Here is a 26,476-nt window from a genome sequence, read left to right on the forward strand (position 1 = left end):
TCGGTTAATTTAGCTCTGCAACTACTTCTTTCAAATCTCTCAATTCTGATTGAAAGTGAGTCCATTGTTTATCTGACGCTAAAGACACAATAGTGGATAAGTAATTAGCTGAAATCTGAGCGTTATAATCAATATCCACCTTCAATTCGGCTGAATAATAAGACTCGTGAGAAAGTAACAAAGACATCAAAGTCGGTTGAAAGGTATGCCTATCGGACTTATTGTTCATGAGTTTAGAAACTTCAGCATAAATCGTACTTTGGTAATCTAACCAGCCGGCGTTGGTGTTTTTTAAATCACCAACCCACCTCAAAATCACCTCTTCTTGTGATTCACTAATAGTACCCAGCCAGCGCTTCACACTTTTGCTTATTCGCTCTTCATATCGCTCTCTTGTTTCGTTTTCAGAAAGTAATAAGAACTCTTCAGCGCTCTCTTTTTGCTTTTCCTGTAAACCAACTAGGAACTCTTTATCTTGCAGATCTGTCATCTGCATAGACAAAGCATAAATATCAGGAGCAAATTTTGAAACAATAGTTTTGAAGTGCAGAGAAAGCTGCTTTCTCTGTTTTAAAATAAAGGCGGCATCAATTTGAGATTGTTTTTGAGCCTGTATTTCAGAAATTTGTTCAATATAAAGCGGCAATTCTGAGTGTTTATGCCACTCCTGCAATAGATTGATTCGGCTCTCTAGCTCATCTTCTTGAGAATCAGTTAAAGTTACAAAATCTTCTAAGTAGTCTAAAATTAACCAATCGACGTTATTATAAACAAACTTAGTTCCGCACCCTGTCATTAACAGGCATACGATAACAAATTGCCACCACTTTAATAATTTCATTTTTAGCAACTTCCTTTCTTAGACTCAGCATACAACCTTTAAATATCAGTAACTTAATTACGATGTGAAATCTATTGAGCCCTAATACATATCTTAATTCTTCGCGACTCCAAAGTTAATCGTTTAGATAAGCACTAAGTAAGCTTACTGCAAAATGATATGAAAGGAATGGCAATAAAGAGAAACAAAAATAAACTAATAAATGCGATTGAAATATCAATTTTCGGTATGGAAATTGCATTAATTCTCATAATTACCACAGGGGGGTAAGTTATGGCCGCTATTCCTCATTATGAATGCGAAATTGAATATGAAGTCTGCTACTTCGAAAATGGCAAGATAACAACAACAAGAATTATGGCAACAAATCGCCAGGAGGCTATGGATTGGTACTTGGGGGCAGGAAAGCACATGAATGACCTCTACTCAATCAGACCAGATGAATAGAGCTGAACTCTCAGTTTTTACTTTTCATTTTAGATATTTATAAGATCTTACAAAGTTTAACCTAAGCTTTTTGCCTAGGTTAAACCTTTGAGCGATTTTTTAATCGTTTAATTCTGAATGCGTTACTTCAAAATGCGAGCGCGGAATTGACGCCCTTTCATTTTGCCTGACTCAATTTTGTTGAGTGCTTTTTTCGCTAATGATTTTTCAATCGCAACGTATGCGCGCATTGCTGATAAATTAATCTTACCTACAGATTTACCATCAATACCGCCCTGGCCAGTTAGTGCTCCTAAGATATCACCTGCACGCAGTTTAGCCTTCTTACCACCATCAATTTGGATAGTTACCATATTCGATTGATATGGTTTAGCATTTGGCTTTTCTGGCAATGTAGAAGGTTCTATTGGCATATCCATGTACTCATCAATTTGAGCAACACGGTGCATTTCTTTCTCGCTGAAGAAGCTGCAAGCAACGCCTTTCCCACCAGCTCGACCTGTACGACCAATTCGGTGAACATGCACTTCAGGATCACGAGACAGTTCAAAGTTGAACACGGCATCAAGATTATCAACATCCAGACCACGAGCGGCTACGTCTGTCGCGACTAAAATAGAAATTGTCTTGTTTGAGAATTGAACCAAAGCTTGGTCACGTTCACGTTGCTCCATGTCTCCATGTAGCTCAGTTACGCTGAAACCACGGTGGCTTAATTCATCATTCACGTTCTGAACTTCTTTCTTAGTATTACAGAACACGACAGCAGATTCAGGCTGATGATGAAGTAACAGAAGTTCTAGTGCATCATCACGCGCTTCTGTGCCTTCAAGCTTATAAAAGTGCTGTTGAATACTTGAATGATCGTGAGTTGATTCTACTTTCACCATTTCAGGGTTTTGCATAATGCGTTCAGCAACAGATTTGATCTGTTTTGGGAATGTCGCACTGAATAACAATGTTTGACGCTGTTTTGGCGCAGCTTCGATAACCGCATCCAACGCGTCTTGGAAACCCATTTCAAGCATACGGTCAGCTTCATCTAATACAAGCGTGTTCAGTTCAGATAAATCAATCCGATCTTTTTCAAGGTGGTCCAAAATACGACCAGGTGTACCAACTAGAATATGTGCACCGTGCTCTAATGAACCAATCTGCGGTCCCATTGGCATTCCGCCACATAGCGTCAATACTTTAATATTGTGAATACCACGAGCCAATGTACGGATTTCTTTTGCTACTTGGTCTGCTAGTTCACGAGTTGGACAGAGAACTAATGACTGCACACGAAAGCGCTTTACTCGCAAGTTTTGCAGTACACCTAAACCGAAAGCAGCAGTTTTACCTGAACCGGTTTTACCCTGACCAATTACATCTTTGCCCGCTAAAATAGAAGGTAAGCTCAAGGCTTGAATAGGGGTCATTTGGGCATAGCCTAATGAATCTAAGGTTGTTAGAAGCTCAGGCTTAAGGTCAATAGAAGAAAATTTAGAAGTGCTCAATGGAAATGTCCAACAGATGAAAAACAGAGTGCATTATGAGTGTTTTTTAAAAATATACCACCCATAAAATCGCTTAATATTTAACCGTAAATTTTCGGTAATTCAAAAACCATCAGTTACAGGTTTCAATATGTTATAGACATGATAAAACTCAAATGGAACTATATACCATATAATCAACATTAACGGAGGTTACCATGAAGCCACGCAAGCATAACTCCGGCTTTACGTTACTTGAGTTAATCGTTGTTATTCTGATTTTAGGGGTTTTAGGTATTGTTGCTGCTCCTCGATTTTTATCCTACTCAAATGAAGCGAATGAGACCGCTGCTACAGGCTTATTAAGCAATTTTAGAACCGGTACTAACCTATTCCAAGCAGCGTGTCTAGCAAGAGGTGGCGATACTGCAGAGCCTCAAGGTGAAAACTCATCTTCATTTAATATAGAGGGTACTTACTCCAACTTTTCGGGATCTTGCTTCCCCGTTAAAAATAGCCGAGGCGGTGTCCGCCGTGACATTAATAACGTCAGATCTTGTTATGCGCTATTACAAGAAATAACGAACTCCGATCACTATGAAGATAAGATCTACGGTAATAACCCAAGCTCTGGAGGGAGTAATAGCCGAGGAAATGTATCTGGTGCGAACTTTCAAACTGCAAAAGATGCGGGTTATGAGTTTCTGATTCACCAATCTCGTGACTATTTCTCTTATTGCCACTTTTACAGTATTGAAGGCAACTTAGAAAATGCACCATATTTACTGTATAACGCTGTCGATGGTGAAATGGTTTCAGGAACAAAAGACTTAACTAATGGTGTGAATTGGCCTGATGAACTACTTGAGTATCTTATTGCAACGGAACCGACCAAGTCATAATAAACAAAGCGTATAATAAATAGAGCTCGTAATAAACAAAGCTCATAATAAATAAAGCCAGTAATTGCTGGCTTTATTTACATTCGAATGAGCTTCAGTTTATGGCACACCGTGACCTTTTGAAGCAACCCAAACGCGATACCACTGCTCTCGAGTTAACTCTATTTCTAATGAATCAACGGCTGCTTGAACACGTTCAATTTTTCCAGAACCGATAATCGCTAATGGGTTTGAAGGCAAACGTCTCACCCAAGCGTAAATCACTTGATCAATGCTGTTTGCGCCGACTTCAATTCGAATCGCTTCCAATTCTTCACGAACCCGCACTGCTTGCTTTGTATTACCCGTAAAAATACTTCCACCACCAAGACAAGACCATGCCATCGGGCGGATACGATTCATTTGAAGCTGATCCAATGTCCCATCATGTGCCACTTCAAAATTCAGAGGGTTAATTTCAACTTGATTAGTGACTAAAGGCTTACCTAGGCGAGACTGTAAAAGTTCCAATTGGCGTGGTGAGAAGTTAGACACACCGAAATGCTTCACTTTCCCGACTTTGTGTAACTCAGTAAATGCTTCTGCAACTTCATCAGCATCCATTAGTACGTCAGGTCGATGAATAAGCAATACATCCACTTCATTAACACCTAGACGTTCAAGCGAATTATTCACCGATTGGTAGATATGCTGAGCACTCGTATCGTAATGGTTGATCTTGCGATCTGGAGTATGATCACCGCACAAGTTGATATCGCACTTAGTAACAATTTGAATTTGCTCGCGGATACTAGGTTCAAGCGCTAATGCCTCACCAAATAACTTTTCACATTGATAGTTACCATAAATATCAGCGTGATCAACCGTCGTGATACCAAGATCGATATGCTGCTTAAGAAAAGTCAGACGCTCTTGAGGCGTCATATTCCATTCTTCTGTTCGCCAATAACCTTGGACTAATTCAGACAGCTCAGGACCTTGCGGTGCTGTCGTTACTTTTGCAACCATCGGTTGTCTCCTTCATCAATAATGCAATTATCCTATGCTTGTTTTACCGAAGGCTCAACGTATAAAAGGTGCAGCTAGGATTCCTTAATGAAAAGTGTGAATCTCGCTTTACTAAAGCGCTTCTCGAAACAACTCCTGAGTTAATGTTGATCCTTCCCTTAATAATCTAACTTTAGGAGAACGATCATGACCTGTCATCCATGTGCTAATTTGATCACTAACAAGCCTACGTTGATTCATAAATGTAATCAGTTTTTCATCCACTGACTGGGGGCTTTCATTCTGCTTTGCGGCAGTGGCAAGCGCTTCAATTACATTGAACTCTTCCCCTGCAATAACTATGGATTGAATAACAAAACCATCCCGTCGTAAGTTCGCTTGCAGCATTGTATAAGAGTGAGCGCTATAAGTTGCATTAAAGCGTACAACACTGACAAACTTGGTAGGCAACTTATCTTCAGTTACATCAACTTCATCACTTTTTAGGTCAGTTTTTCCAGTCTGTTTCGTATCTGTAAGTTCTAGCTCAACATAAACTTTTTCGTTGTAGTATTTAATTTCATCACTACACAATAGGGTCGCTTCTTTTTCCCCACAATCAAATAGCTCAGCTTCATTCAGCAAACTATTGGCTTCAGGTAGAGTACTGGCTGTATTAAAGACATGGCGAAGCCACCAAGGTTCTACCTCGGCAGCAGGTAGTGATGAAGAAAAACAAAGTAATAGCAAAGATAGACAGCGGCTATTTACAGAAAAGAAGACTTGCAACAAGAAAGGTTTCATAATGGAAAACTAAAGGGGCGATACTCTGATTATATTCTTTCGAAAAGCCGATTGGGTAGTCCCGCGCTCAATTTCAATAAATAATTCACAGATAATTGCAGATAAAAAACGGACACAATTTCCCTTGCTGTACCGTATGTAAAAGTTCTTGTCGATGTGCCTATTAAAAGTAAAAACCTCTTTACAATTACATTCACAATAACTTTCTATCGGTTACTCATCATTAACATTTAATATGACATAATGGAGACAATATTAAGCGTCAATTTACAGGGAACAAGATGACTGCTACTGCATACCTAAACGATCTCAATCAACGTTATTTATCGATTCACAGAACCAAAGAAAACTTCTTCTGGGAAACATATATGGGCATCAGTGATGACCATGATGGCTCTACTCAAGCCCAAACCAAATGGACAGAATTCTTAAGTGCTGCTAGCCAAATAAAAGAAATCAAGCATCAAATCGAACAAGCAGAACAACTTCAAGACGAAACCGAAAAGCAAAACACTTTAGTTGGGCTACAAGGTTGGCTTGCGACATTTCAGGCTCACGCAATCGAATCTGAAGAGTCTCAAACACTGAAAGCAGAACTCATCAAGTTTGAAGCTGAGTTGTTCGAGAAAAAACAAAACCACATCATGACCTACACAGATGAAAATGGTCAGTCGGTTGAAGGTTCTTTACCTGTACTTAGTTCAGCAATTCGTACCAATGCAAAAGAATCAGTCCGAGAGTCAGCACACCAAGCTTTCTTAGATTTAGAGCAATGGTTACTTCAAAATGGATTCCTTGAACTTGTAAAGCGTCGTAACGAATTTGCCCGCTCACTTGGATACAAGACTTTCTTTGATTATTCAATTGTGAAAACAGAACAAATGACCACTTCAGAGCTGTTCACTATTTTGGACGACTTTGAAGAGCGTACTCGCGACAGCCACCAAAACAGCTTAAACACCTTAGCGAAAAGCAAAGGAGATTCTTCTCTTAAAGGGCATAACTTTGTGTTCTCGTTCGCAGGTGATGTGATGCGAGATCTCGACCCTTACGTTCCGTTTTCTAAATCATTACGCCGCTGGGTTGAGTCATTTGGTCGTCTAAACATTACTTACTCAGACGCTGAATTAACTCTAGATTTGCTGGACCGTAAAGGTAAGTATCCGAATGGATTCTGCCATGGACCGATCCCATCTTTTTACGATCAAGGCGAATGGGTTGCTGCAAAAGTTAACTTTACAAGCAATGCTAAACCGGACCAAATGGGCAGTGGCTATGACGGCATCAACACGTTATTCCATGAAGGCGGCCATGCGGCACACTTTGCTAATGTGAAAATGAATTCACCATGCTTCTCTCAAGAGTTTGCTCCAACATCAATGGCATACGCTGAAACACAATCAATGTTTTGCGATAGCTTACTGAATGATGCTGATTGGTTGAAGCAATACGCAATTAACGCTGAAGGTGAAGCGGTTCCTGATGACATCATCAAATCGATGATCGACAGTAAACAGCCGTTCCAAGCTTTCCAAGAGCGTAGTATTCTTGTTGTTCCTTACTTCGAACGTGCTTTGTACCTGCTTAGCGATGATGAATTAACACCAGAACGCGTAACAAAACTCGCTCGTGATACAGAAAAACAAATCTTAGCGTTAGACTGTAGCCCTCGCCCACTAATGGCGATTCCTCACTTGCTCTCTGACGAAGCTTCTTGTGCTTATCAAGGTTATCTACTTGCTCATATGGCGGTTTATCAAACTCGTGCTTATTTCACTGAGAAGTTTGGTTACCTAACTGACAACCCAGAAATTGGTCCATTACTTGCCGAGCATTACTGGCATGCGGGTAATAGTGTAAACCACAACGGAACCATTCAAAGCCTTACAGGGGAAGGTTTCAACGCTAAATACTTAGCTGATGAATGTAACCTTTCTGCTGAGCAAGCTTGGGCTGTAGAGCAAAAGAAAATTGAGCAACTTAACACGAGAAAGCGCTCTGAAGCATCTCCTCTTCAAGCTTCAATCACAATTGTCGATGGCAGCACAGAATTAGCAAGTAACATCAAATCCAACGACGAGATGTGCGAACAATTTGAGAGCTACATTTTCGAAAAATATGGCTGCTAGTTAGGAATATCCTGTAAGCTAATCTTCATCCAATTAAAGGCTAACACTGCATGTGTTAGCCTTTCTATTCTTCTATTCTTCTATTCTTCTATTCTTCTATTCTCTACCATATTGAATATTCGAGTAATAAACCCACGTTCTTTCAAGCACGCTCATAGATGTAGTTTTGAGTGGATAACGAGTGACTAACTTCTTGCGTCATACTAAAAATGAAGAGCCTTAATGCGACGATTCAGATGTATTTTGCCATTACAAAGTTTCTTAACGTCTGGCCGCGCACTTCAATTTCCTGCTCTTTAACGACTTTAAAACCAAAATGTTCATAAAAGGGACGGGCTGTAATACTCACTTCTGAGTAGAAACGTTCCAACCCGCGCTGCTTCCCGATATTCAATACATGAGTCATTAGTGCCTTTCCGACACCTTGCCCTTGGTAGTCATGACGGCAAAAAAAGTGGTCTATGAGCCCTTTAGGCTGTAAATCTGTATATCCAACAATCTCCCCATTAATTTCAGCGACAAATGGCGATAAGTTTTCCATTACACTTTTCCAAACGGATAAGTCAGCACGTTCTGGCGCCCAAGCTTCTACCTGATCTTGCGAATAATCTTGAATATTAATATTTCGAATCGTGTAAAAGTGAAGATCCCACAACGCTTCAGCATCTGATTCCTTATATAACCTAATAGTAAGCACTTTGTTTTCCCCATTATTGCTAAAAAGAGCGTGTTTAGTATTACTACACAGAACGCATTTAGCCATTGTCGATAATATTGTTGGTAAAGAATAATGCTGGTAAATCATACAGCTGTAAGATGATCGAAAGCACCTTCCCGGGCTTACCACTTAAGAGAGTGGGTTACGTTGTACATCCGTATACCTGTCTTTTATCTCTGCTAAGTCGTTATACGACAGAATGAATGCCTTGACCACATCGGGGTCAAAATGGCAGCCAGACTCCGATATGATTAAGTCTTTCGCCTCTTGATCTGTCCATGCTCTTTTGTATGGACGAACGGAAGTTAATGCATCGTATACATCGGCAATAGCAATTATTCGAGCGGATAAAGGTATCATCTCACCCGATAGCCCATATGGGTATCCAGAACCGTCCCATTTTTCATGATGCGCAATAGATATATCTTTCGCCATTTTAAGAAGAGGACTGTTGTGATCACCAATTATTTTTGCGCCAAATGCAGGGTGCTCCTTCATGGTTTCCCACTCGTCTTTATCTAACTTATCGGGCTTATGAAGGATCTTATCTGGAATACCGATTTTCCCGATATCATGCATTGGTGCAGCCGTTAATAAGTCTTCACACCATTCACTTGTACAACCGTAGTTTTTTGCTATGGCTTTTGAATAATGGCTCATCCTTATTACATGCATCCCTGTATCGTTATCTTTAAATTCTGCTGCGTTGCCCAATCTTTCAATAATTTTTCTGTTTGCTGTTATCAGCTTTTTATTTGATCTCGAGCTAATCCGAATCGTTGAGGTGATTGCTCCAACAGTAAAAAGCGTCATCGCCCCAATGATCAAAACAATACTGTTTCTAAAACCATAGTGCTCAGCAAGAACCTCATCTACATCCATTTTTGCCACAAATACCGCTTCGAATGAATCCTGCCAACTTGCGACAACAAAGACATCATTACCAAGGTGATCTTTTGTCCGTATTAGCTGACTTAAATCTCCATTCTTAGATGGCATAGGGATATTGAGGTTACCATTGCAATTTCCGGCCTTACACCGAGACAAAATTGAGCCACTTAAATCAACAGCAATAACTTCACCGGTATTTTGGAAATACTTTTTATAACTATCAGGGAAATAAATTTCATCAGTGACAATGTTGGTAACGATTACACCAACAATTTCTCTCAAGTTGTCATTGATAATCGGTACTAACAAGTACAAGTTACCTACGTATTGATTAAGCTCTTGGTCATATCTCCCTCGAACAGGAAATAGTGACGGCTTACCTTCTAACACACTTAAGAAATGAGTGTAGATATCATCATTAAACGTGCTTCCATCAACTAAACCTCCATAGCTTGCCAGTGTCGCTCCTTTTGTATTCATTACAGAGAAAGAACTGGTCTCACCAATATGCAAAGAAGAGTACTTTTTTAATATCTCAACCATTCGTTGCTGCTCTGCAACGATATCATTGGTGAGCGATGAGCTAGATGTTTCGAGCAAAGATTGCAACGAATCTTTGAATTCAGAAGTACCGGCAACGTAGTAATAAGTATTTGCCATTGCCTTCATTTTTTCTTCAACACTCACCTTATAATCAACAATGACCTGGCTTAACTCACTATAAGCTTTGTTCGTTTCATAGCTTTCACTTGAATCAGATAAAGATGCGCCAACGGCACAGATAATGGTTACGAAAATAGTGACAGAAAATATGGCTATTCGAGTAAAGTTACTAGATGAAAAATCCACATCGATATCACTAGACTCAGATATCCTTAACACAAGCTTGAATACCGCCCAGAGAATAACAATAACGACTCCAAATACTGCAACAAGATACCAAATCTTAAATCTATCTCTAGAGCTGTACACCTCATCCTTAAGATACACTTCAACCTGACCCACGATCATATTGTTATGAACGATTTCTGAATAACCGTAAATAAAATAGGATCGAAGGTTTTTAGGAACATCTACCCCAAATTTAGGGGTCTGATCTTCTAAAAGGTAGCTTGCAATAATATCTCCGCTCACGGAGTCGGTAATCGCCATAGCCTTTATTTCTTCATCACCACTTGCCAGCGATTTAATTGTCGATTCAAGGCTTTCCTTATCGAGGCTGTAAACCATCGCGGCGGTTATCTTTGATATTTTATCCGCAGTTTTCGTGGCTGTATTAATATTGTGATTTAACGTGGTGGTATTGCTATCTAGGGATAAGGAGACCAGATAAAGAGCAGTAAAAATAGAGATGATGACTATCGCGTATGACAGATTAATTGTTTTAGAGAGCGTCATAACTTGTCGCCTTCTTGAATATAAGAAGAAAACAACTTATCTATGTATCCATCAGCAATAAGAGTCGAAATAGCGTTGTTCATTCTTGCCACTAAATGCTTGTGCTTCTTAGCAAGTCTAATTCTAAGAGAGTATGTTTTCATTGTTGCTGTAACACCTAAATGGTCACTTACCAGCCCTTTTGCATTGAGTACTACTCTCGGTATTAAAGTGTAATCACAACGTCCCAATTCCATCATTTTAAAAGAAATAGACTCACCTGTTATATCAACGTCTTGCAACGCTATATCAATATCGTTGAAACCAGGCATTGAACACGAAGATAGTGCTTCGAAATCTAACTCTTTAGTAGGCATGCTGCTTAATGAGGCTTTTCGATAAACAATAACTTCTTCTGATTCATAAAATGGAATGGTATACACACTGTTCTCATCTTCACGTAACTCAGTTCGCCAACTTTTATCTATGCCTGGTTCCACATCTAATTTCTGATATTTCATAAGATGACGAATTCTTGGCTGGGGCAAAAACTTGTACCTGAATTCAATATTAATCACCTCCCCTATTTTATCGAGAAGATCGATATAAGCCCCTCGATTGCTCGATTGTCTTGGGGAATTGATAAAGTAGGGGTAGCGATCTTGGTCAATTAATCCAACGTCTAAAATCTGTTTTCCATTACTAGATTCAAGAGGGCTTAACGATGCAAAAGCGATTGTTGAATTGAGTAAGCATAGAGTTATTGCTGACTTAATGATCAGTTTTATCATATTAAACCTTATCTAAGTAAGTTCGTTAATTGTGAGTCATTGAGTCTGACCTCAGTAGGCTAACATTTACCTGAAAAATAACAAATGATATCCGCTATTTTGATATTTACTGTTAGTATTAGACTTCACAGGTCAATTACGGCTAGTGATAAAGCATTTTTAAGTTATTAAGATCAAAACAGGTATTGAACATTGAAAGTAAATAAAGGCTTCACTCTCATTGAGCTCGTTGCGGCGCTTATCATTTTAGGGGTATTGGCTATTATTGCTGCACCTAGATTTATTAACCTGCAAACAGACGCAAGAAACTCTGCTTTACAAGGTTTAAAAGGCTCAATGGAGGACGCTTTTGGATTAGCTTATGGGAAGCTTGCTATTGAAGGTTATGAGAGGCTAAGTTATTTCGACTATGATGTAGAAGAAGTTTTTCCAGGTTGTACTGGCAACTGTAAGTTTTCATATGGTTACCCTGTTCCAACAGAAGATGCGCTTTCTTATATAGTGAATGGAATAGGCACGGACTTTTCTGTTGGTCAATTTCAAGGAAGCGGTGAAGAGCCTTTTGTATTTATCTCATTTCCTAAAAACATGTCCGCTTCAGGTACTCTAGTAAAAAATTCATGCTATCTAAAATATAAGATGACGACGATAGTCAGCGAAGGTGTAATCCCCCTTCCAGGTAAAATAGAACTCTTTGGGTGTGAATAGTGCCAATCACTTATTTACTCTACTTTTCAAAATTCAATTTTCTTCTTTAACTCTTTGCTAATGAAGAGCTAAACAGACTTCATCTAATTACCTTTCCAAAAGTGGCCATATAAAAAAAGCCACGCCCTGAGAGAAGTACATCGGACGTGGCTAGCTAATTAGCTATTGATGATTTACAAAAGTAGTTATCTACTCGGGATATTATACACAACCAACAAAAATAACAAACACCGTCCATTATTTATTTTTAAACATGACAGTGTTTTGATTGAGATTTTTCAGTCACCGAAAAGGGGAATATCAAGCCAGTTTTTTGAACAGATTTGCTGTAAGTATTTATGAAGTTAGCTATGTAGATATGTCGTGCTAGCCGAACATGGCTTTAGATAAAATTAAAGCCCCATAAGGGGCTGAGATTACGAAGCTCGATAATGAACAAACGAACTTCGCTGGAACATTTTCTCTTTTTTTGCGGTGTACATTGCTGAATCGGCAGCAGCTACAAGAGACTCCATATTAATGAGTACATCGTCGTTAAAAGCGATACCAATCGATATTCCAACCTCTACTTTTTCACCATCAATTTCAATGGGTTTATGGACTTCATTAATGATGCGTTGTGAGATTTTTGAAGCAATTTCTTCATTTATACCATCCACCGCTACTAGGAATTCATCCCCTCCTATTCTCGCGCATATGTCGGTTGATTTTACGCTTGATGAAATACGGTTAGCTATGATCTTTAACAGTTGATCTCCGGCATCATGTCCAAGAGTGTCATTAACGTCTTTAAAGCCATTCATATCCATAAAGAGACAACACAGTCTTTTCTTATCTGTGATTCGTTTATTCATTAATTCGTTGCAGTGCTTTCTATTCGATAGACCAGTGAGCGCGTCTTTTCTAGAAACTTCTTTTACTCTTTTGAGCCTAGCAGCCATAAATACGAGTGAGCAAATCATTAGAAGAGAACCAACAGTAACACTATAATTAAACATAATTTCTCGCTCACCAAGCGCTTTACGTTCTTTTAAGTATTGATCAAACTGTCCCCCTTTTAACTGGAAACGAACGACTGACGCATAGTTAACTTTAATAATGTTAATGGCGTCTAGAATGGCTAACATTGACTCTTTATTGCCTTTACCAGCCTCTAAATGCACCACTTCTAGCACGTTGATACTGTCTTCAAGTTCGTTCTTAGCAATGGTTCTAAGGCTTTCGATAACGTGCGGGCTAGTGGTTAAAAAGTCGTACGTCACGTATATAAAATCAATACTCGCAGCTTCTTTCGTATCTTGCTCCGTGAGCATTGCGTTAAGAGCCTTTGATTCGTACTTATAAACCTCTTTAATAAATCGCCATGAAGCCCAGTATGAAGCTCTTGTTTCATCAACGTAGCCTACGAACTGTTCTTCTTTAGCAACTTGCGCTTTATGGATCGAATTCAGAGTGACAAAGAAAACAGATAGTGAAAATAAGATTCCTAAGGTAAATAATATTCTTCTCACTTTTACGTCCTAATTTATGATCTTGATTTCACTAACAAACCAGACTTGATCATAGGCAATATCTAGAAGATTGTTACCTTGAGACTTGTCTGAAAAGTTTAATATGAGGGTAATAGGCCCCTTTTGACGAACAGGTATCCGTTTACCGTTTCTTTTAAAGGCGGCAAAATACCGTTTGTCCAATAAAGACTCTTGGGATATTTCAACCGAATAGTCATTAAGTGCCGTTACTTTCACTTCCTTGATATTCTTCACCTCAAAGCCATATATTTTAATCAAATCGTTCAAATAGATACCGTCATAGACATCTTCCTTATCTCTCCAAGGAGTAATAGTCATCATTTTTTCTGTCGATAAGTTTTCTAGTTGTTCAATTGAGTAGGTGGTTACTTTGTCAGTTTTGTTGTTAGTTAAGGAAAGGTCACTTGCAAATACCGACAGAGGGAAAATCGATAGAGCTAACAATACCGCTCTGATCGCTTTATTCTTATACATATTGCTTCTCCTGCGTGCTGGTGTTAATCACTGAGTCCAAATGTGGCAACAATACTTGAAGTTTGATCGAAAAAATAGCAGACGTTATATTCTATTTTTAAAAATATTATAATCACTCTTATAATTACTAGTACACAAACTAAGAGCTGACATGCCCCTTTATCAACCTTGGACTTAGATTTCCTTTCATAATCCAGTAAACAATCCTTAATTAATACATTGAAATTTAATATAAATTTCCGCATTCAGCTCTGCTTAAATAAGGGCGATAAGCAAAATGACAAGTGTACGTTTTTATGTATAATCACAATGCTTTTACGGAGAGAGAAATATGCCAAGAGTTAACAGAGCGACTTCTGAACGAACCAAGGAACGGATTATTGAAACCGCTGCTCGTATCGTACTTAATGAAGGTTTTGAACACCTCACTTTTACGAATATTGCAAAAGAAGCGAATATTAGTCGTTCTAGTACCAATACGCATTTCAAAAACAAAGAAGATCTTATTGAGGCTATAAAACCTAAGGTAGGAGAGGTCATTGTTCCTTTATTTTGCTACGACAGCCCAGAGAAATTTTTAGAATCGTGGAAGAAGGTCTACCTTACGGATCCTCATGCTCAAAAGCTTTTGTACAACACTCGTCACTTGGTGAGCTCTAATGAAGGTATTGATGGACTGATTAGCTTGATTCAAGGAGAAGACCGAGAAAAGGTCGAAGAAGTGGTTTTATATTGTATCGGCTACTCAATGTACAAAGGCATTTATGGTCAGAAGCCAGAGCCTATCTAATTTTAGCGCTTGTTTCTTTACCTTTTATACCTACCTTAAATTAATTTTCTTCTCAGCCTTTCTCTTCCACCTTATCAAGTAAGGCATCACTTCCTTTCAAGAGCAAAACCAGTAAAAATATGGCAAAAAGTAACAGTGGCATCCTTTCTATTGTTCGCATTTATCCATTTATCTATTTATCTATTTATCTATTGATTAAAAGTGCTCAAAGAATCAACACCTCAACATCTGTTGTGAACTTTTAGCCTATAAGTACTGCCCATTACGATACCTGAATCACAAACACTCAAATGCATATGGAAATTTTATAAAACCCTGCTATATGATTCGATTTATAAATCAATAGCTAGGTTAAAATAATGAAAAATAAAGCAATAATTTGTTCCACACTACTTTTAGTTCTATCCGGTTGTGCTTCAGTACCAACGGCGGAACCTGCGAAATCCAATCAACTAAAACAATTTGAAGCTCCTGAAAATGGCAGTGCTGGGGTTTACGTTTACCGCACGGATTCAGCTGTTGGTGCAGCTCTTAAAAAAGATGTTTTTATTGATGGAGACTGCCTTGGTGAGACAGCCCCAGGTGTATTCTTTTACCAAGAAGTAGAAGGTGGTAAAGAACATATATTGAGCACTGAGTCTGAGTTTTCTGCCAATGACATAACACTATTAACGGAGGAAGGTCGACTTTACTTTGTCAACCAATACATAAAAATGGGTGTCTTTGTGGGTGGCGCAGGTCTCGAGTTAGTTGATGAAAAAGTGGGTAAAGCCGAAGTTAAAAAAGTAGATCTCGCTATAAAGGGTAACTGTACATCTAACTAGCAATATCGACTAACAACAAACGCTTTAATATAACAGCCAACGTATGGCACTTTTAGAACTCCACCCATTTGATTGGAACATGTCTTTAAGTTTGTCATAGCGTTGGCCTGAATTTTTCAGAGCGATGTTTGCAGTTCAGCAAAGTGAATAGACAAACTCAAGGAACACACCAAATGGAAGTAAGCTGTTTAAAATGCACTAGAAAAATTGAGTCCAGTAATATAAATGTGGCAATGGATACCGCTTACTGTCAAAGCTGTGAGACACTTTCTTCTCTTTCATCCTTGCTTGAAACTACACCGAATCATAAGTTTGATAGTACTCAAACCGTTAAAGGAATTCACGTTACTGAAAGCGGTTATAAATGGTCTATTGAAGCTTCCAACCGAAGCTGGTCTGCACTTTTTTTAGTTCCGTTTACTGCTGTTTGGGCTGGCGGCTCTCTCTCGGGCATTTATGGGACTCAGTTGGCAAACAGTCAATTTGACCTTGAAGCTTCTCTTTTCGGATTGCCATTCCTTATTGGTAGTATTGTTTTAATCAGTGTCACCTTGATGAGTCTTTTCGGTCGTACCCATGTATCAAGCGATAATGGTAATGCTCTGGTTTTTATTGGGATTGGTCCTATCGGTTGGTATAGAAGGTTTGATTGGCAAAATATAAACAGAGTAACGGAAAATGAATCTAAGCAGCGTAAGTATATTTCTTTAGAAGGTAGCCGAAGAGTGAATCTAGCTTGGGGGTTAAGCAGTGAGAAAATCTATTACATGTCTAGCTTTCTAAAAACCAAACTAAACAAATAACTTTTATATGTCATAAGTTTAAATTATTTTTCTATTAAAAATGGCGACAGAGTGGCGACAAAAAAGGCAACAGTTTTACCTGTTGCCTTCTGATATTCAAAACCGGTAGTAACCTACTCCCAGTCTAAAATTACCTTACCAGACATACCAGATCGCATCATGTCGAAGCCTTTCTGGAAGTCGTCCACTTTGTAGTGGTGAGTAATGATTGGTGTTAGATCTAGACCTGACTGGATTAGCGACGCCATCTTGTACCAAGTTTCGAACATCTCACGACCGTAGATACCTTTGATAACCAAGCCTTTGAAGATTACTTGGTTCCAATCTACTGCCATGTCTGATGGTGGAATGCCTAGTAGAGAGATCTTACCGCCGTGGTTCATGTTAGTCAGCATGCTGTTGAACGCAGATGGGTTACCAGACATTTCTAGACCAACATCGAAGCCTTCTGTCATACCAAGGTCTGCCATTACATCTTCAAGCTTCTCTTCCATCACGTTTACGGCGCGAGTTACACCCATTTGACGAGCAAGGTCTAGGCGGTATTCGTTAACGTCAGTAATAACAACGTGACGAGCACCAACGTGCTTAGCAACAGCAGCAGCCATGATACCGATTGGACCAGCACCAGTGATTAGCACGTCTTCGCCTACTAGGTCGAAAGAAAGCGCTGTATGTACTGCGTTACCAAACGGGTCAAAGATTGATGCTAGATCGTCAGAGATTTCTGCAGGAATCTTAAATGCGTTGAACGCTGGAATCACAAGGAACTCAGAGAACGCACCAGTGCGGTTAACACCAACACCAGTTGTGTTACGACAAAGGTGAGTACGACCGCCACGACAGTTACGGCAGTGACCACATGTGATGTGACCTTCGCCAGATACACGGTCGCCGATTTCAAAACCACGAACTTCTTGGCCAATGCCAACCACTTCGCCCACGTATTCGTGACCTACAACCATAGGTACTGGAATTGTGTTTTGTGACCACTCATCCCAGTTGTAGATATGTACATCAGTACCACAAATTGCAGTTTTCTTAATACGGATAAGAAGATCATTATGACCCATTTCAGGTTTTTCAACCTCGGTCATCCAAATGCCTTCTTCAGGCTTAAGTTTAGAAAGTGCTTTAATTTTCATAATGTTACCTAGTTCATCTCGCCTAACCATGAGGCGAGAATCAAAAAATCGATATGTTCTACTGGATGTTGTTCTATCTAATCAAAGGATACACGAGGCACCCTTTCAAAATTAGATGATACCCATGTCTTTGCCAACCTGGATGAACGCGTCGATAGCGCTGTCTAGTTGCTCACGAGAATGTGCAGCAGACATTTGCGTACGGATACGAGCTTGACCTTTTGGTACGACAGGGAAAGAGAAACCGACAACGTAGATGCCCTTCTCTAGAGCACGCTCGGCGAATTCAGCCGCAACTTTTGCATCACCAAGCATGATTGGGATGATTGCGTGATCAGCACCGCCCATAGTGAAACCAGCGTCTTCCATGCGAGCACGGAAGTGAGCAGAGTTTTCCCATAGTTGAGTACGTAGGTCACCAGATTCTGCAAGAAGGTCAAGAACACGGATAGACGCCGATACGATTGCAGGAGCAACAGAGTTAGAAAACAGGTACGGACGAGAACGCTGACGTAACCAGTCGATCACTTCTTTCTTACCAGAAGTGTAACCGCCTGAAGCGCCGCCCATAGCTTTACCTAGCGTACCGGTGATGATGTCGATACGATCAACAACGTTGTGGAACTCGTGAGTACCTGCGCCGTTTTCACCCATGAAGCCAACCGCGTGAGAGTCATCAACCATTACTAATGCGCCATACTTATCAGCAAGGTCACAGATAGCAGGAAGGTTAGCTACTACGCCGTCCATAGAGAACACACCGTCAGTAACGATAAGAGTATTGCGTGCACCAGCTTCTTTAGCTGCGATTAATTGCTGCTCTAACTCTTCCATATTGTTATTTGAATAACGGAAGCGCATCGCTTTACAAAGGCGAACACCATCGATGATAGATGCATGGTTTAGAGCGTCAGAGATGATAGCGTCTTCTTTACCAAGAATGGTTTCGAACAGGCCTGCGTTTGCATCAAAGCAAGATGTGTAAAGAATCGTGTCTTCTTTACCAAGGAAAGTAGATAACTTTTGCTCTAGCTCTTTATGAGAGTCTTGAGTACCACAAATAAAACGCACAGAAGCCATACCGAAGCCGTGCTCATCCATTCCTTGCTTGGCTGCTTCAATAAGCGCAGGATGATTAGCAAGACCTAAATAGTTGTTTGCACAGAAGTTTAGAACTTCTTCACCGGTAGAGATAGAAACTGCAGCTTTTTGAGCAGAAGTGATGATGCGCTCAGACTTGTAAAGACCTTCAGCTTTTACTTCTTCGATTTGGTTTTGAATTTGTTGATAGAATGCAGAAGACATTATCCAATTCCTTCATAATTATTATGAAGCAGCTTTTTCGCTGCCTTATGTAGGGGAAGTACAAATTGGCTTGGTAGCCATTTACACTGTAAAACTAATGACAATATTCTAGTAGAACATTGCCGTTTCTATTATCCCTACAAACGGAAAAACATTAATGAATCTAAGGCACAAATTAAATGTAAGCTAAGTGACGTATAGCACAGTTAGGTTGTGGTTTTTCACGTCACTGCTCGTTTTTTCTTTTTCCAGGTTGGCTAAAGCAAAATCTCGAATCAATCATGTCGAGTTACGAGAATATGTATTTATCCATCATCGTCACCATTTTGCCAATCTCAGGCTTAGTGATCGTGTCGTTTGCTCCTAAAGCAATCGCTTTTGCACGGTTATCTTCACTCATCAATGATGAGAACATCACAATCGGTGTTACTGCATAAGCTTCACTATCACGTAAACGCTTAAGAAGGTGCATGCCATCCATTCTAGGCATTTCTACATCAGTCACAATTGCATCGATTAAATCATCAATAGGTAAATTCTCAGCCTTAGCAGATTCAGCAAGCTCCATTAGCTTGTCATGACCTTCACCACCATCTTTACAAGCAATAACGTTGTAACCTGCCGATGTCAGCGTATCTTGAATTAGGTTTCTGATAAACGCAGAGTCATCAACGACCATAATAGTTTTGCCATTACGCTTGGTGATCATTCGCTGGTTCAGATCAACCGACTTATCTACCGTGACGTCATACTTCTCCATGCTCAACTCTGGGTTGATATCCGCAATGATTTTTTCGAAATCTAGGATCATGATCAAGTTGCCATCTTTACGTACAACCGCAACAACACAGTCTTGTTCACCCGCTTCTAAGAATTGGCTTGGCGACTCCACATCATTCCAAGAAATACGGTGAATACGGCTAATGCTATCAATAAGGAAACCATTCGTCATTCTGTTAAAATCAGTCACGATAACGAATTTCTTCTCCATATTTTCGCTAGTACGAACTCCAAGCCAGCCACCTAAATCGACCAAAGGCGTCAAAATGTCACGAGAAGAAAACACACCTACCATATGAGGTTGAGCATTAGGATAGTCCGTCGTGTCTGGTACTTGAATCACTTCACGAACTTTCGCAACGTTAATACCGTAGTAGCACGTTTTTGTACCACCGTTTGGTAGCTGTTTAATTAAATGAAATTCAATAATCTCAAGTTCATTTGTTCCGCTTTCTGTCAATATCGTACTGTTAGACTGACTCATATTTTTTCTTCTTTGTGTTATCTATTTATTATCAGTGACTTCAATTTTACTGCGCACTGGAATTAATATGTTTTAACCCTATCAATAGCTTGTTGCAACTTTTCAATGAAGCAAAGCTCGACATCTTTTTCAAATACGTAAAGTACATCTCTTTCTTACGCAACAAGCTTCATCTTTAAATCTAAATCATTCCGGTAGGATACATATTCAGGTAAGTACACTATACCGACAATTTTGATTGCCCATTATACCGCCATCCCACTCAAAGGAAGAATAAAGGATCTGATTATACAACTTGGTATAATATTACATCTATCATTAAGGTAGGAGTACATCAAAGAAAGATCTAGAAACGCACGCTTACAGAATGAAAGCCGCAAAACTGTATCAACAGAATTACGGCTTATCAATCAATATAGTATTTAATGGCGTGGAAAGCCGAATTCAGAAATAAATCATCCCACTTAAAGCTAAGTTTGAGTAATGGGTTCTCGCTGAACACTGTCTTCAGTTCTTTCTGCTAACCAGTACAGCCACATCATCACTAGGCACAAAATAAAACAAAGCCCAAAGAGCCAATTCGAGTTGAGTGACTCTATGACAATGCCTCCAATTAAAGGTGCGATTGCAAAACCTAGAGAATACAAAGCCGCCGCGCCAAAATATGAACCACGTAAATGAGGAGGAGCAAGGCGGTCAATTTGAACATTTAATGTAGGGAAAGCTATCACCTCACCCATACTTAGTATGAAACATGCAATTGCCCAACCAATAGGCCAGTCTGCAGGTGTTAGCAAGAAGCCGACTTGAGCCAAAGCCATCAATGCCATTCCAATACGAGTTCTTACAAATAGAGGGACATGCTCTAGCCATTTGAGCATTGGAAACTGAAAGATAATGATCGTCATTGTATTTACGAGTACGAGCCCTGCCACAATTTGAGCCGCGTCTGAAATGGATGACCGAACAATAACTTGGGGTATAGAAGACTCTACCTGAGCATACACAAACATCATGATGAAGTTTGCTATCATCAACTTTACAAAAATATTGTCTTTACGAATCACATGCAGTGTCGCGGTAAAGTTAGGCAATGTTGATGGGTCTGGTTTATTAAAACTTTGGTTGCGTTCAATACCAAATAATAACCAAAAACCGTAAACCACGTATGTAGCACCGGCAATAAAGAATAAATTTTGAGGATGCGACAAACCAAGAGTAATACCCAACAAAGGTCCTAATGCACCACCTAAATTAAGTAAAAAATATCGGATATTCAGTGCCAATTCACGATCTTTCGGGTCATCTAAATTATCACCTAGCACCGCTTTTGCTGGGGCTTCTATCATTGGTCTCATTAAACCAGTGATAATAATTAGAATATAAAATTGCCATATTTCAGTTGCGAGACCAATACCAGTATAAGCCAGTGATGCCACCCAGCTTCCACATACCATGACCCACTTTCGCCCGAACTTGTCAGAAAGGTAACCTGAATATAACCCAGTTCCGGCACCAACCACGGCAGATGCTGCGAGCATCCCGCCCACTTCTATCGCAGAAGCACCAAAATCTTGATACAAAAACACAATAAGAAATGGCCAAGCCATAAAGTAACTGGTTCGCGCCAATAATGTACCGGTTAACACCGTCCAAACTGAGAAATTGAACCTTTTAACTCTTTGAACTTGAAACAAACTGTCCTTTTTTTCCATATAATCTCCCTATTAACTGACTGCTGATTTACATTTTGTTATTGCAACTTTTTGTTGCTTATTATTCGCCCAGTATATGATTTTGTTATGTAAAATAAAGCTTTCATTTATAAATTATTCCTTCAGCATTATTTGTAGACATTTACGAGTTGCCTCCCTCTTTATTTAGGCTATTTAATCAACTAAAACTAATTGAGTTAACTCGCTTAATCATCGTCATCAGATAGCGTGAAGCACCATAATCTAAGCCATAGAATTACTTACATAGCAGATTTAACTAACGGCTTACCTCTCATTTTTAACTTGATTCGTTTGGCGTATAGGGTAGTAAACATGCTTGCACTCGCAATCAAGACTATCCCGGTTATTTGCTGGTCGGTGAACCTATCGTCAAAGAACATCACTTGCCAAATTGCGGAAAAAAGCAGATTAGTAAATATCAACGGGGCAAGCTGAGAGCCACTTTCAGCTAGTTGGTAGGCTTTTGAACGAAAGATTTGTGTATTGATAGTCAACAGAGCAAGTAAGATTACAAAAGCAATGACTTTCCAATCCAATAAGCTATTCGCTTCCCACAGCCCGTCCCCTTGCGATTGCCAGCCACTTGTTAAGGTAATAGGAAAAATCATGATTCCAGCAATAAAAAACGTCCAAGCATTCGTTTCTACTGGTGTTAGAGTACTTTTTGATGCTCGATATAAGCTTAATTGCGATCCGGAGTTGAACACCCCAGCCAATAAACCAAACAATAGTTCACTCTTAAATTGGAAATGAGATAAGTCACCCGCCATTAATATTACGCCACAAAAGGTGAACAATAAGCCTAATATGGTTGATAACCTTATGGTGGCACCAAAGATTAGCTTTTCTAACAAAGGAATAAATAGAGGACCCGTGCTGAATAGTACAATTCCTTCAACAAGAGATAACGTTTGTAATGATGTTAGAAAACACCACTGACAAGCTGCGATACAAAAACCACGAATCAACAATGGCTTTAGCATCGTTGAAGGGATAACTCTTATTCGTGTAAGCATGAGAAAGGAAAACAACATTAAACAAGGCACCACAAACCTTAAAAAGCTAAGTAGTTCAACTGGGGTTAATTGCGCTAAATTTTTTGATAACAAGCCAGTTATCGACAAACTGAATGTCGACAGCAGCATGAAATATGTAGCTTTGGTAATATCAGACATAATTATCACCTCCTAATGCGCTTATATTAAGAAAGTGACGATAAGAAAAATAGCGAGTAATATTGACAAGACTTGTAAGGAAAACTTACCAATGAAAAAACTCGTTCCCTTAAAATCTATTTACGCTTTCATCGCAGTTGCAGAAACAGGCAGCATGACAGAAGCCGCTAGTCTTTTATTTGTAAGCCATTCAGCGATTAGCCAAGCTATAAAGTCACTAGAGCAACAAATCAACAAGCCACTTTTTCAAAGAGTGGGTCGCCGGGTTGTACTAAATGAGGACGGAAAACGATACTACCGAAAGGTTGCCCCTGCACTAGAGCAGATCATTGACGCGACAGCAGAGGCGGCTCACGTCGCTAATGAAAATAGAATTACTTTGAACATGGTTAACTCACTCGCGATGCACTGGTGGATCCCTAGAGTACCGAGCATCCAAGCTTTTTCTCCTATGCTTGATATAAGAATTTCTACTCTAACGGGAGCATTCAACTTAGATAGTGAAGGGGTTGATATTGCTCTAGTACATGGTGTACCCGATGAGTGGCAAAATTTCCATTGTGAAAAGTTAGGTAATGATGATCTCGTGCTGGTTTGTAGCCCATCATTACTTGAAAACCTTTCCGTGACTCAAGCTCATACCATTAACCCAAATACTGACCTTTCTATTTCTTCTACTACAAGCAGCCACGACACCGCGAATACAAACTTAGCCGCTGAGTTGAAAACCCTGCTGAAAAGTCAGCCAATCATTGGAGTGATCAATAATCGTAGAAAACACGACTGGCAAGTTTGGTGTGATAACTATGGATTCGAACTGCCTAACTTCCATAGCCATTTAACTTTCAATGTATCCATACAGGCGGTGCAAGCTGCGACACGATCACTGGGAATATTGGTGACTCACCGACTATTTGTAAAAGATGACATAAGTCTAGGTTCATTAGTGGAACTTGGAGAGCCTGTTGTAAACCCACATCAAGACTTCTATTTCGTGTGCTCTAAAAACAAACTAAAGCAAGAAAGTGTGTTAAAACTAAGATCATGGTTACAAAATGAGTTTGCTCAACCGGAGCCAAGCTTCAATGTAAAACAGCACTGATAACATCTACTTAAAATAAGTCATTTAATAAGGAATCATTATGATTGTCACAACGACCCAATCTGTTGAAGGGAAAAGAATCGTTAATTATAAAGGTGTGATTGCAGGAGAAGCTATTCTCGGTGTGAATGTATTTAAAGATATGTTCTCAGGCATTCGTGACCTAGTCGGTGGTCGCTCCGGTACCTATGAAAAGGAGCTAGAGAAAGCACGCTCTTACGCCTTTAAAGAATTAGAGCAAAAAGCGCACGACTTGGGCGCAAATGCTGTAGTCGGGGTTGATATTGACTACGAAGTCCTTGGACAAGGCAATGGCATGTTAATGGTTTCAGCAAGTGGAACCGCTGTTGTCGTAGCTTAATTGCAAGTAATCACCTCTTAATGACCAACCATCACACCTTACTGGCTCAACATAGGTTCAATGGTTAATCATAGGCTTAATGGCTCAATATTGGTTTAATGACTCAGTATTGGCTTAATGTCACAGCATGATTTAGCGGCTCTATATTTATAGTCTAGCGAGCCAATATATTGCTCTATTTCGCAGCTCAGAACTAGCAAGTCCTAGTCTGAGCTTCAGTCTTATAAACCGCCTATTGAAGTGACATTTATTCTTCTAGAAGTGCTTCAAAACGTTCCAGACCTCTTAGCATTTCAAAGTCAGGTTCATCAGCAAGCAGCTCTCGCATAGAGCCACTGGCTCCAATCGATCGAACTAGATCATCAATGGCTTGCCCTTCGGCCCCTAACCTCGCATAGGCGCAGGCTCTTTGGTAAAGCGCATGAGCATTTTGGTCATCCACCTCTAATACTCGATTACAGAGGCTCATAGCCCAGTGATACTCTTGCATTTCCATCGCAGCGTCCGCTTTGTATGTTAATGCTTCTAGATCTCCCGGGCGGATTTTTAATATTTCATCGTAGGCTTCTATTTTTTGCTCAGCTGTTTGAACACTTTGAGAACGAAGCCATAAGTTATGTATCTCATTAATGATTTCGATCTCTCGGTTATTCTCAGAAATAATTCGAGTTTTACGCTTTAAATCTCGCTCCAGAGCTAAGAATTTTTTCTCATATTCTTGCGCAATCTTATCCAGTCTCTGATCTGCCATTTCCTTGGTGTTATGTTTAATTTCTTTGAACGTCTGCCAGCCAATTAATGCCACCAGCGACGCTACACCTGCAATGATGTAGAAAAAGTAGGTCACCGTGACATTGACATAATTTAGCGACTTATCCGCGACTTCAAGTTCGCGATCGGTAATCTGAATAGTCAGTCGACGCTCTAAGTCCTGTTGTTGAAAACGAAGCTGCTTCAATTCATCGAGAATATAGCGCTCCATTAAAGGTCGATCTAAATACTCTTTCTCTGAATATTTCACATCTTCAGCGCTAAAAACTGAAGCAGTAAACAAAGCGAACATAAAAACGAGTAGTGTGCGAAACATCGCTAAATCCTTTTACTTGTTGATTAAATTAGTGAGACTTCTAGTACAAGTTAGCATTCTATCTTCTTATAGTAGCTGTTCCCTTGAGCCAGATTTAACATATTAACAACATCAGTACACCACCTCAGCGAGATAATTTAGTAAATATCAAACTATCGAATCCGCTTTATGCTGTTCAGAAACGATAAGAGCACCCTTATAGGTGCTCTTATTCATCATCTTACTGCTCATTCAACTCAATAAAGAGAGAGAAACCTTAAGAAGGTTTATTCAGCATGATTATCCACTGTTCACATTTAGCTATGAAGCCTTGTAAATATGCCGTCGGATTTGCTAACTTTTCGCCGCCTTTAACATCAGCTCCGGTCACACGCCAAAAGTTATTAGAAATTAGATTTCTGTGCGAAACAAAATCTTTAATCTCATTTGTATTCATAGGCAATTTGTCGCCAAAAGCTTGCTCGTATAAGCTGAGAGCAAGCTCTAATTTTTTAGGGCTTCCTTTTAAAAACGCCTCAGGTGTAATACTCAGAACTTTTTTTTCTTTTTCACAGCTATGCTCTGCCGTTAGTTGTGTAATTACCAGGTAAAGTCCAAATTCAACTTTCTGAGCTTCTAAAAGTGCACTACCAAGTAAAGTGAGTTCACTCGAATTATTTTTATTAACTTCTGCAGCAGCGAATTCTGTCACTGTATCAACCTCAATCATTTCACTTATACATTATGTTTAATATATCTATAGCTAAAACATCCACACTTAATATATTTGTGCTTAATACATATCTTTATCTAATAAAGCCAG

At 39.5% G+C, this 26,476-nt stretch carries 25 protein-coding genes; 9 read left to right on the plus strand and 16 right to left on the minus strand.

Annotated features, from left to right (window positions below; genetic code table 11):
* Positions 1-4: 4 nt before the first annotated feature.
* Positions 5-841, minus strand: a complete 837-nt coding sequence (locus tag L4C37_RS04095) for a DUF6279 family lipoprotein (RefSeq protein WP_273293698.1) — start codon at positions 839-841, stop codon at positions 5-7.
* Positions 842-1,114: 273 nt separating this feature from the next.
* Here L4C37_RS04095 and L4C37_RS04100 point away from each other — a divergent pair, with 273 nt between their 5' ends.
* Positions 1,115-1,288 (plus strand): RNA helicase, encoded by a 174-nt coding sequence (locus L4C37_RS04100; protein ID WP_137373762.1) that lies wholly within the window; start codon positions 1,115-1,117, stop codon positions 1,286-1,288.
* 122 nt (positions 1,289-1,410) lie between these two features.
* On the opposite strand, the gene dbpA is transcribed toward L4C37_RS04100, so the two are convergent.
* Positions 1,411-2,790 carry an ATP-dependent RNA helicase DbpA gene (gene dbpA, locus L4C37_RS04105; RefSeq protein ID WP_429767955.1) on the minus strand — a complete coding sequence of 460 codons (1,380 nt, stop codon included), beginning with the start codon at positions 2,788-2,790 and terminating at the stop codon, positions 1,411-1,413.
* A 197-nt stretch (positions 2,791-2,987) separates the two neighbouring features.
* Here dbpA and L4C37_RS04110 point away from each other — a divergent pair, with 197 nt between their 5' ends.
* On the plus strand, positions 2,988-3,671 hold the full coding sequence (locus tag L4C37_RS04110; RefSeq protein WP_429767956.1) for a type II secretion system protein: 684 nt from the start codon (positions 2,988-2,990) through the stop codon (positions 3,669-3,671).
* A 99-nt stretch (positions 3,672-3,770) separates the two neighbouring features.
* Here the strand turns inward: L4C37_RS04110 and L4C37_RS04115 are convergent, their stop codons facing one another.
* Both L4C37_RS04115 and L4C37_RS04120 read right to left on the minus strand, forming a co-directional pair.
* Positions 3,771-4,679 (minus strand): aldo/keto reductase, encoded by a 909-nt coding sequence (locus L4C37_RS04115; RefSeq protein WP_429767957.1) that lies wholly within the window; start codon positions 4,677-4,679, stop codon positions 3,771-3,773.
* A 111-nt stretch (positions 4,680-4,790) separates the two neighbouring features.
* Positions 4,791-5,462, minus strand: a complete 672-nt coding sequence (locus L4C37_RS04120) for a hypothetical protein (RefSeq protein WP_429767958.1) — start codon at positions 5,460-5,462, stop codon at positions 4,791-4,793.
* A gap of 281 nt (positions 5,463-5,743) precedes the next feature.
* On the opposite strand from L4C37_RS04120, the gene L4C37_RS04125 reads away from it, so the two are divergent.
* The gene (locus L4C37_RS04125; RefSeq protein ID WP_273293694.1) at positions 5,744-7,591 is read left to right on the plus strand and encodes a M3 family metallopeptidase; all 1,848 of its coding nucleotides are present in this window, start codon (positions 5,744-5,746) and stop codon (positions 7,589-7,591) included.
* Between the two features lie 232 nt (positions 7,592-7,823).
* Here L4C37_RS04125 and L4C37_RS04130 read toward each other — a convergent pair whose 3' ends face one another.
* From L4C37_RS04130 to L4C37_RS04140, 3 genes are all read right to left on the minus strand, one after another.
* Positions 7,824-8,288 (minus strand): GNAT family N-acetyltransferase, encoded by a 465-nt coding sequence (locus tag L4C37_RS04130; RefSeq protein WP_137373756.1) that lies wholly within the window; start codon positions 8,286-8,288, stop codon positions 7,824-7,826.
* Between the two features lie 150 nt (positions 8,289-8,438).
* The gene (locus L4C37_RS04135) at positions 8,439-10,598 is read right to left on the minus strand and encodes an HD domain-containing phosphohydrolase (RefSeq protein WP_429767959.1); all 2,160 of its coding nucleotides are present in this window, start codon (positions 10,596-10,598) and stop codon (positions 8,439-8,441) included.
* Positions 10,595-11,368 (minus strand): substrate-binding periplasmic protein, encoded by a 774-nt coding sequence (locus L4C37_RS04140; protein WP_429767960.1) that lies wholly within the window; start codon positions 11,366-11,368, stop codon positions 10,595-10,597. Before L4C37_RS04140 ends, L4C37_RS04135 begins: the two co-directional genes overlap by 4 nt.
* Positions 11,369-11,560: 192 nt before the next feature.
* On the opposite strand from L4C37_RS04140, the gene L4C37_RS04145 reads away from it, so the two are divergent.
* Complete coding sequence (locus tag L4C37_RS04145) at positions 11,561-12,076, plus strand: type II secretion system protein (RefSeq protein ID WP_429767961.1); 516 nt, start codon at positions 11,561-11,563, stop codon at positions 12,074-12,076.
* Between the two features lie 416 nt (positions 12,077-12,492).
* Here the strand turns inward: L4C37_RS04145 and L4C37_RS04150 are convergent, their stop codons facing one another.
* Positions 12,493-13,587: a GGDEF domain-containing protein gene (locus L4C37_RS04150; protein WP_429767962.1), complete on the minus strand. Its 1,095-nt coding sequence runs from the start codon at positions 13,585-13,587 to the stop codon at positions 12,493-12,495.
* Positions 13,588-13,596: 9 nt separating this feature from the next.
* Complete coding sequence (locus L4C37_RS04155) at positions 13,597-14,082, minus strand: hypothetical protein (RefSeq protein ID WP_429767963.1); 486 nt, start codon at positions 14,080-14,082, stop codon at positions 13,597-13,599.
* A gap of 331 nt (positions 14,083-14,413) precedes the next feature.
* Here L4C37_RS04155 and L4C37_RS04160 point away from each other — a divergent pair, with 331 nt between their 5' ends.
* The 3 genes from L4C37_RS04160 to L4C37_RS04170 all read left to right on the plus strand — a co-directional run bounded on the left by L4C37_RS04160 (position 14,414) and on the right by L4C37_RS04170 (position 16,499).
* Positions 14,414-14,872 carry a TetR/AcrR family transcriptional regulator gene (locus L4C37_RS04160; RefSeq protein ID WP_137373752.1) on the plus strand — a complete coding sequence of 153 codons (459 nt, stop codon included), beginning with the start codon at positions 14,414-14,416 and terminating at the stop codon, positions 14,870-14,872.
* A 359-nt stretch (positions 14,873-15,231) separates the two neighbouring features.
* Positions 15,232-15,696 carry a DUF2846 domain-containing protein gene (locus L4C37_RS04165; protein ID WP_137373751.1) on the plus strand — a complete coding sequence of 155 codons (465 nt, stop codon included), beginning with the start codon at positions 15,232-15,234 and terminating at the stop codon, positions 15,694-15,696.
* Positions 15,697-15,869: 173 nt separating this feature from the next.
* Positions 15,870-16,499: a hypothetical protein gene (locus L4C37_RS04170; protein ID WP_372265454.1), complete on the plus strand. Its 630-nt coding sequence runs from the start codon at positions 15,870-15,872 to the stop codon at positions 16,497-16,499.
* A 113-nt stretch (positions 16,500-16,612) separates the two neighbouring features.
* Here L4C37_RS04170 and tdh read toward each other — a convergent pair whose 3' ends face one another.
* The 5 genes from tdh to L4C37_RS04195 form a co-directional block, all read right to left on the minus strand.
* Positions 16,613-17,644 (minus strand): L-threonine 3-dehydrogenase, encoded by a 1,032-nt coding sequence (gene tdh / locus L4C37_RS04175; protein WP_004730216.1) that lies wholly within the window; start codon positions 17,642-17,644, stop codon positions 16,613-16,615.
* 111 nt (positions 17,645-17,755) lie between these two features.
* Positions 17,756-18,949, minus strand: a complete 1,194-nt coding sequence (locus tag L4C37_RS04180) for a glycine C-acetyltransferase (RefSeq protein ID WP_137373749.1) — start codon at positions 18,947-18,949, stop codon at positions 17,756-17,758.
* A 289-nt stretch (positions 18,950-19,238) separates the two neighbouring features.
* Positions 19,239-20,213 (minus strand): chemotaxis protein CheV, encoded by a 975-nt coding sequence (locus tag L4C37_RS04185; protein ID WP_372265457.1) that lies wholly within the window; start codon positions 20,211-20,213, stop codon positions 19,239-19,241.
* A gap of 470 nt (positions 20,214-20,683) precedes the next feature.
* Positions 20,684-21,928, minus strand: coding sequence for an MDR family MFS transporter (locus L4C37_RS04190; RefSeq protein ID WP_137373747.1), 1,245 nt, complete (start codon positions 21,926-21,928; stop codon positions 20,684-20,686).
* A gap of 260 nt (positions 21,929-22,188) precedes the next feature.
* On the minus strand, positions 22,189-23,124 hold the full coding sequence (locus L4C37_RS04195; RefSeq protein WP_372265458.1) for a DMT family transporter: 936 nt from the start codon (positions 23,122-23,124) through the stop codon (positions 22,189-22,191).
* A gap of 91 nt (positions 23,125-23,215) precedes the next feature.
* On the opposite strand from L4C37_RS04195, the gene L4C37_RS04200 reads away from it, so the two are divergent.
* Together L4C37_RS04200 and L4C37_RS04205 are read left to right on the plus strand one after the other, a co-directional pair.
* The gene (locus L4C37_RS04200; protein WP_429767964.1) at positions 23,216-24,226 is read left to right on the plus strand and encodes a LysR family transcriptional regulator; all 1,011 of its coding nucleotides are present in this window, start codon (positions 23,216-23,218) and stop codon (positions 24,224-24,226) included.
* 40 nt (positions 24,227-24,266) lie between these two features.
* Positions 24,267-24,587: a heavy metal-binding domain-containing protein gene (locus tag L4C37_RS04205; RefSeq protein ID WP_273296655.1), complete on the plus strand. Its 321-nt coding sequence runs from the start codon at positions 24,267-24,269 to the stop codon at positions 24,585-24,587.
* Between the two features lie 247 nt (positions 24,588-24,834).
* On the opposite strand, the gene L4C37_RS04210 is transcribed toward L4C37_RS04205, so the two are convergent.
* Together L4C37_RS04210 and L4C37_RS04215 are read right to left on the minus strand one after the other, a co-directional pair.
* Positions 24,835-25,674: a tetratricopeptide repeat protein gene (locus L4C37_RS04210; RefSeq protein ID WP_273296657.1), complete on the minus strand. Its 840-nt coding sequence runs from the start codon at positions 25,672-25,674 to the stop codon at positions 24,835-24,837.
* 256 nt (positions 25,675-25,930) lie between these two features.
* The gene (locus L4C37_RS04215; protein ID WP_372265460.1) at positions 25,931-26,383 is read right to left on the minus strand and encodes a hypothetical protein; all 453 of its coding nucleotides are present in this window, start codon (positions 26,381-26,383) and stop codon (positions 25,931-25,933) included.
* Positions 26,384-26,476: the final 93 nt, after the last annotated feature.

This window comes from Vibrio kagoshimensis, assembly GCF_050337535.1.
Lineage (GTDB): Bacteria > Pseudomonadota > Gammaproteobacteria > Enterobacterales > Vibrionaceae > Vibrio > Vibrio gallaecicus.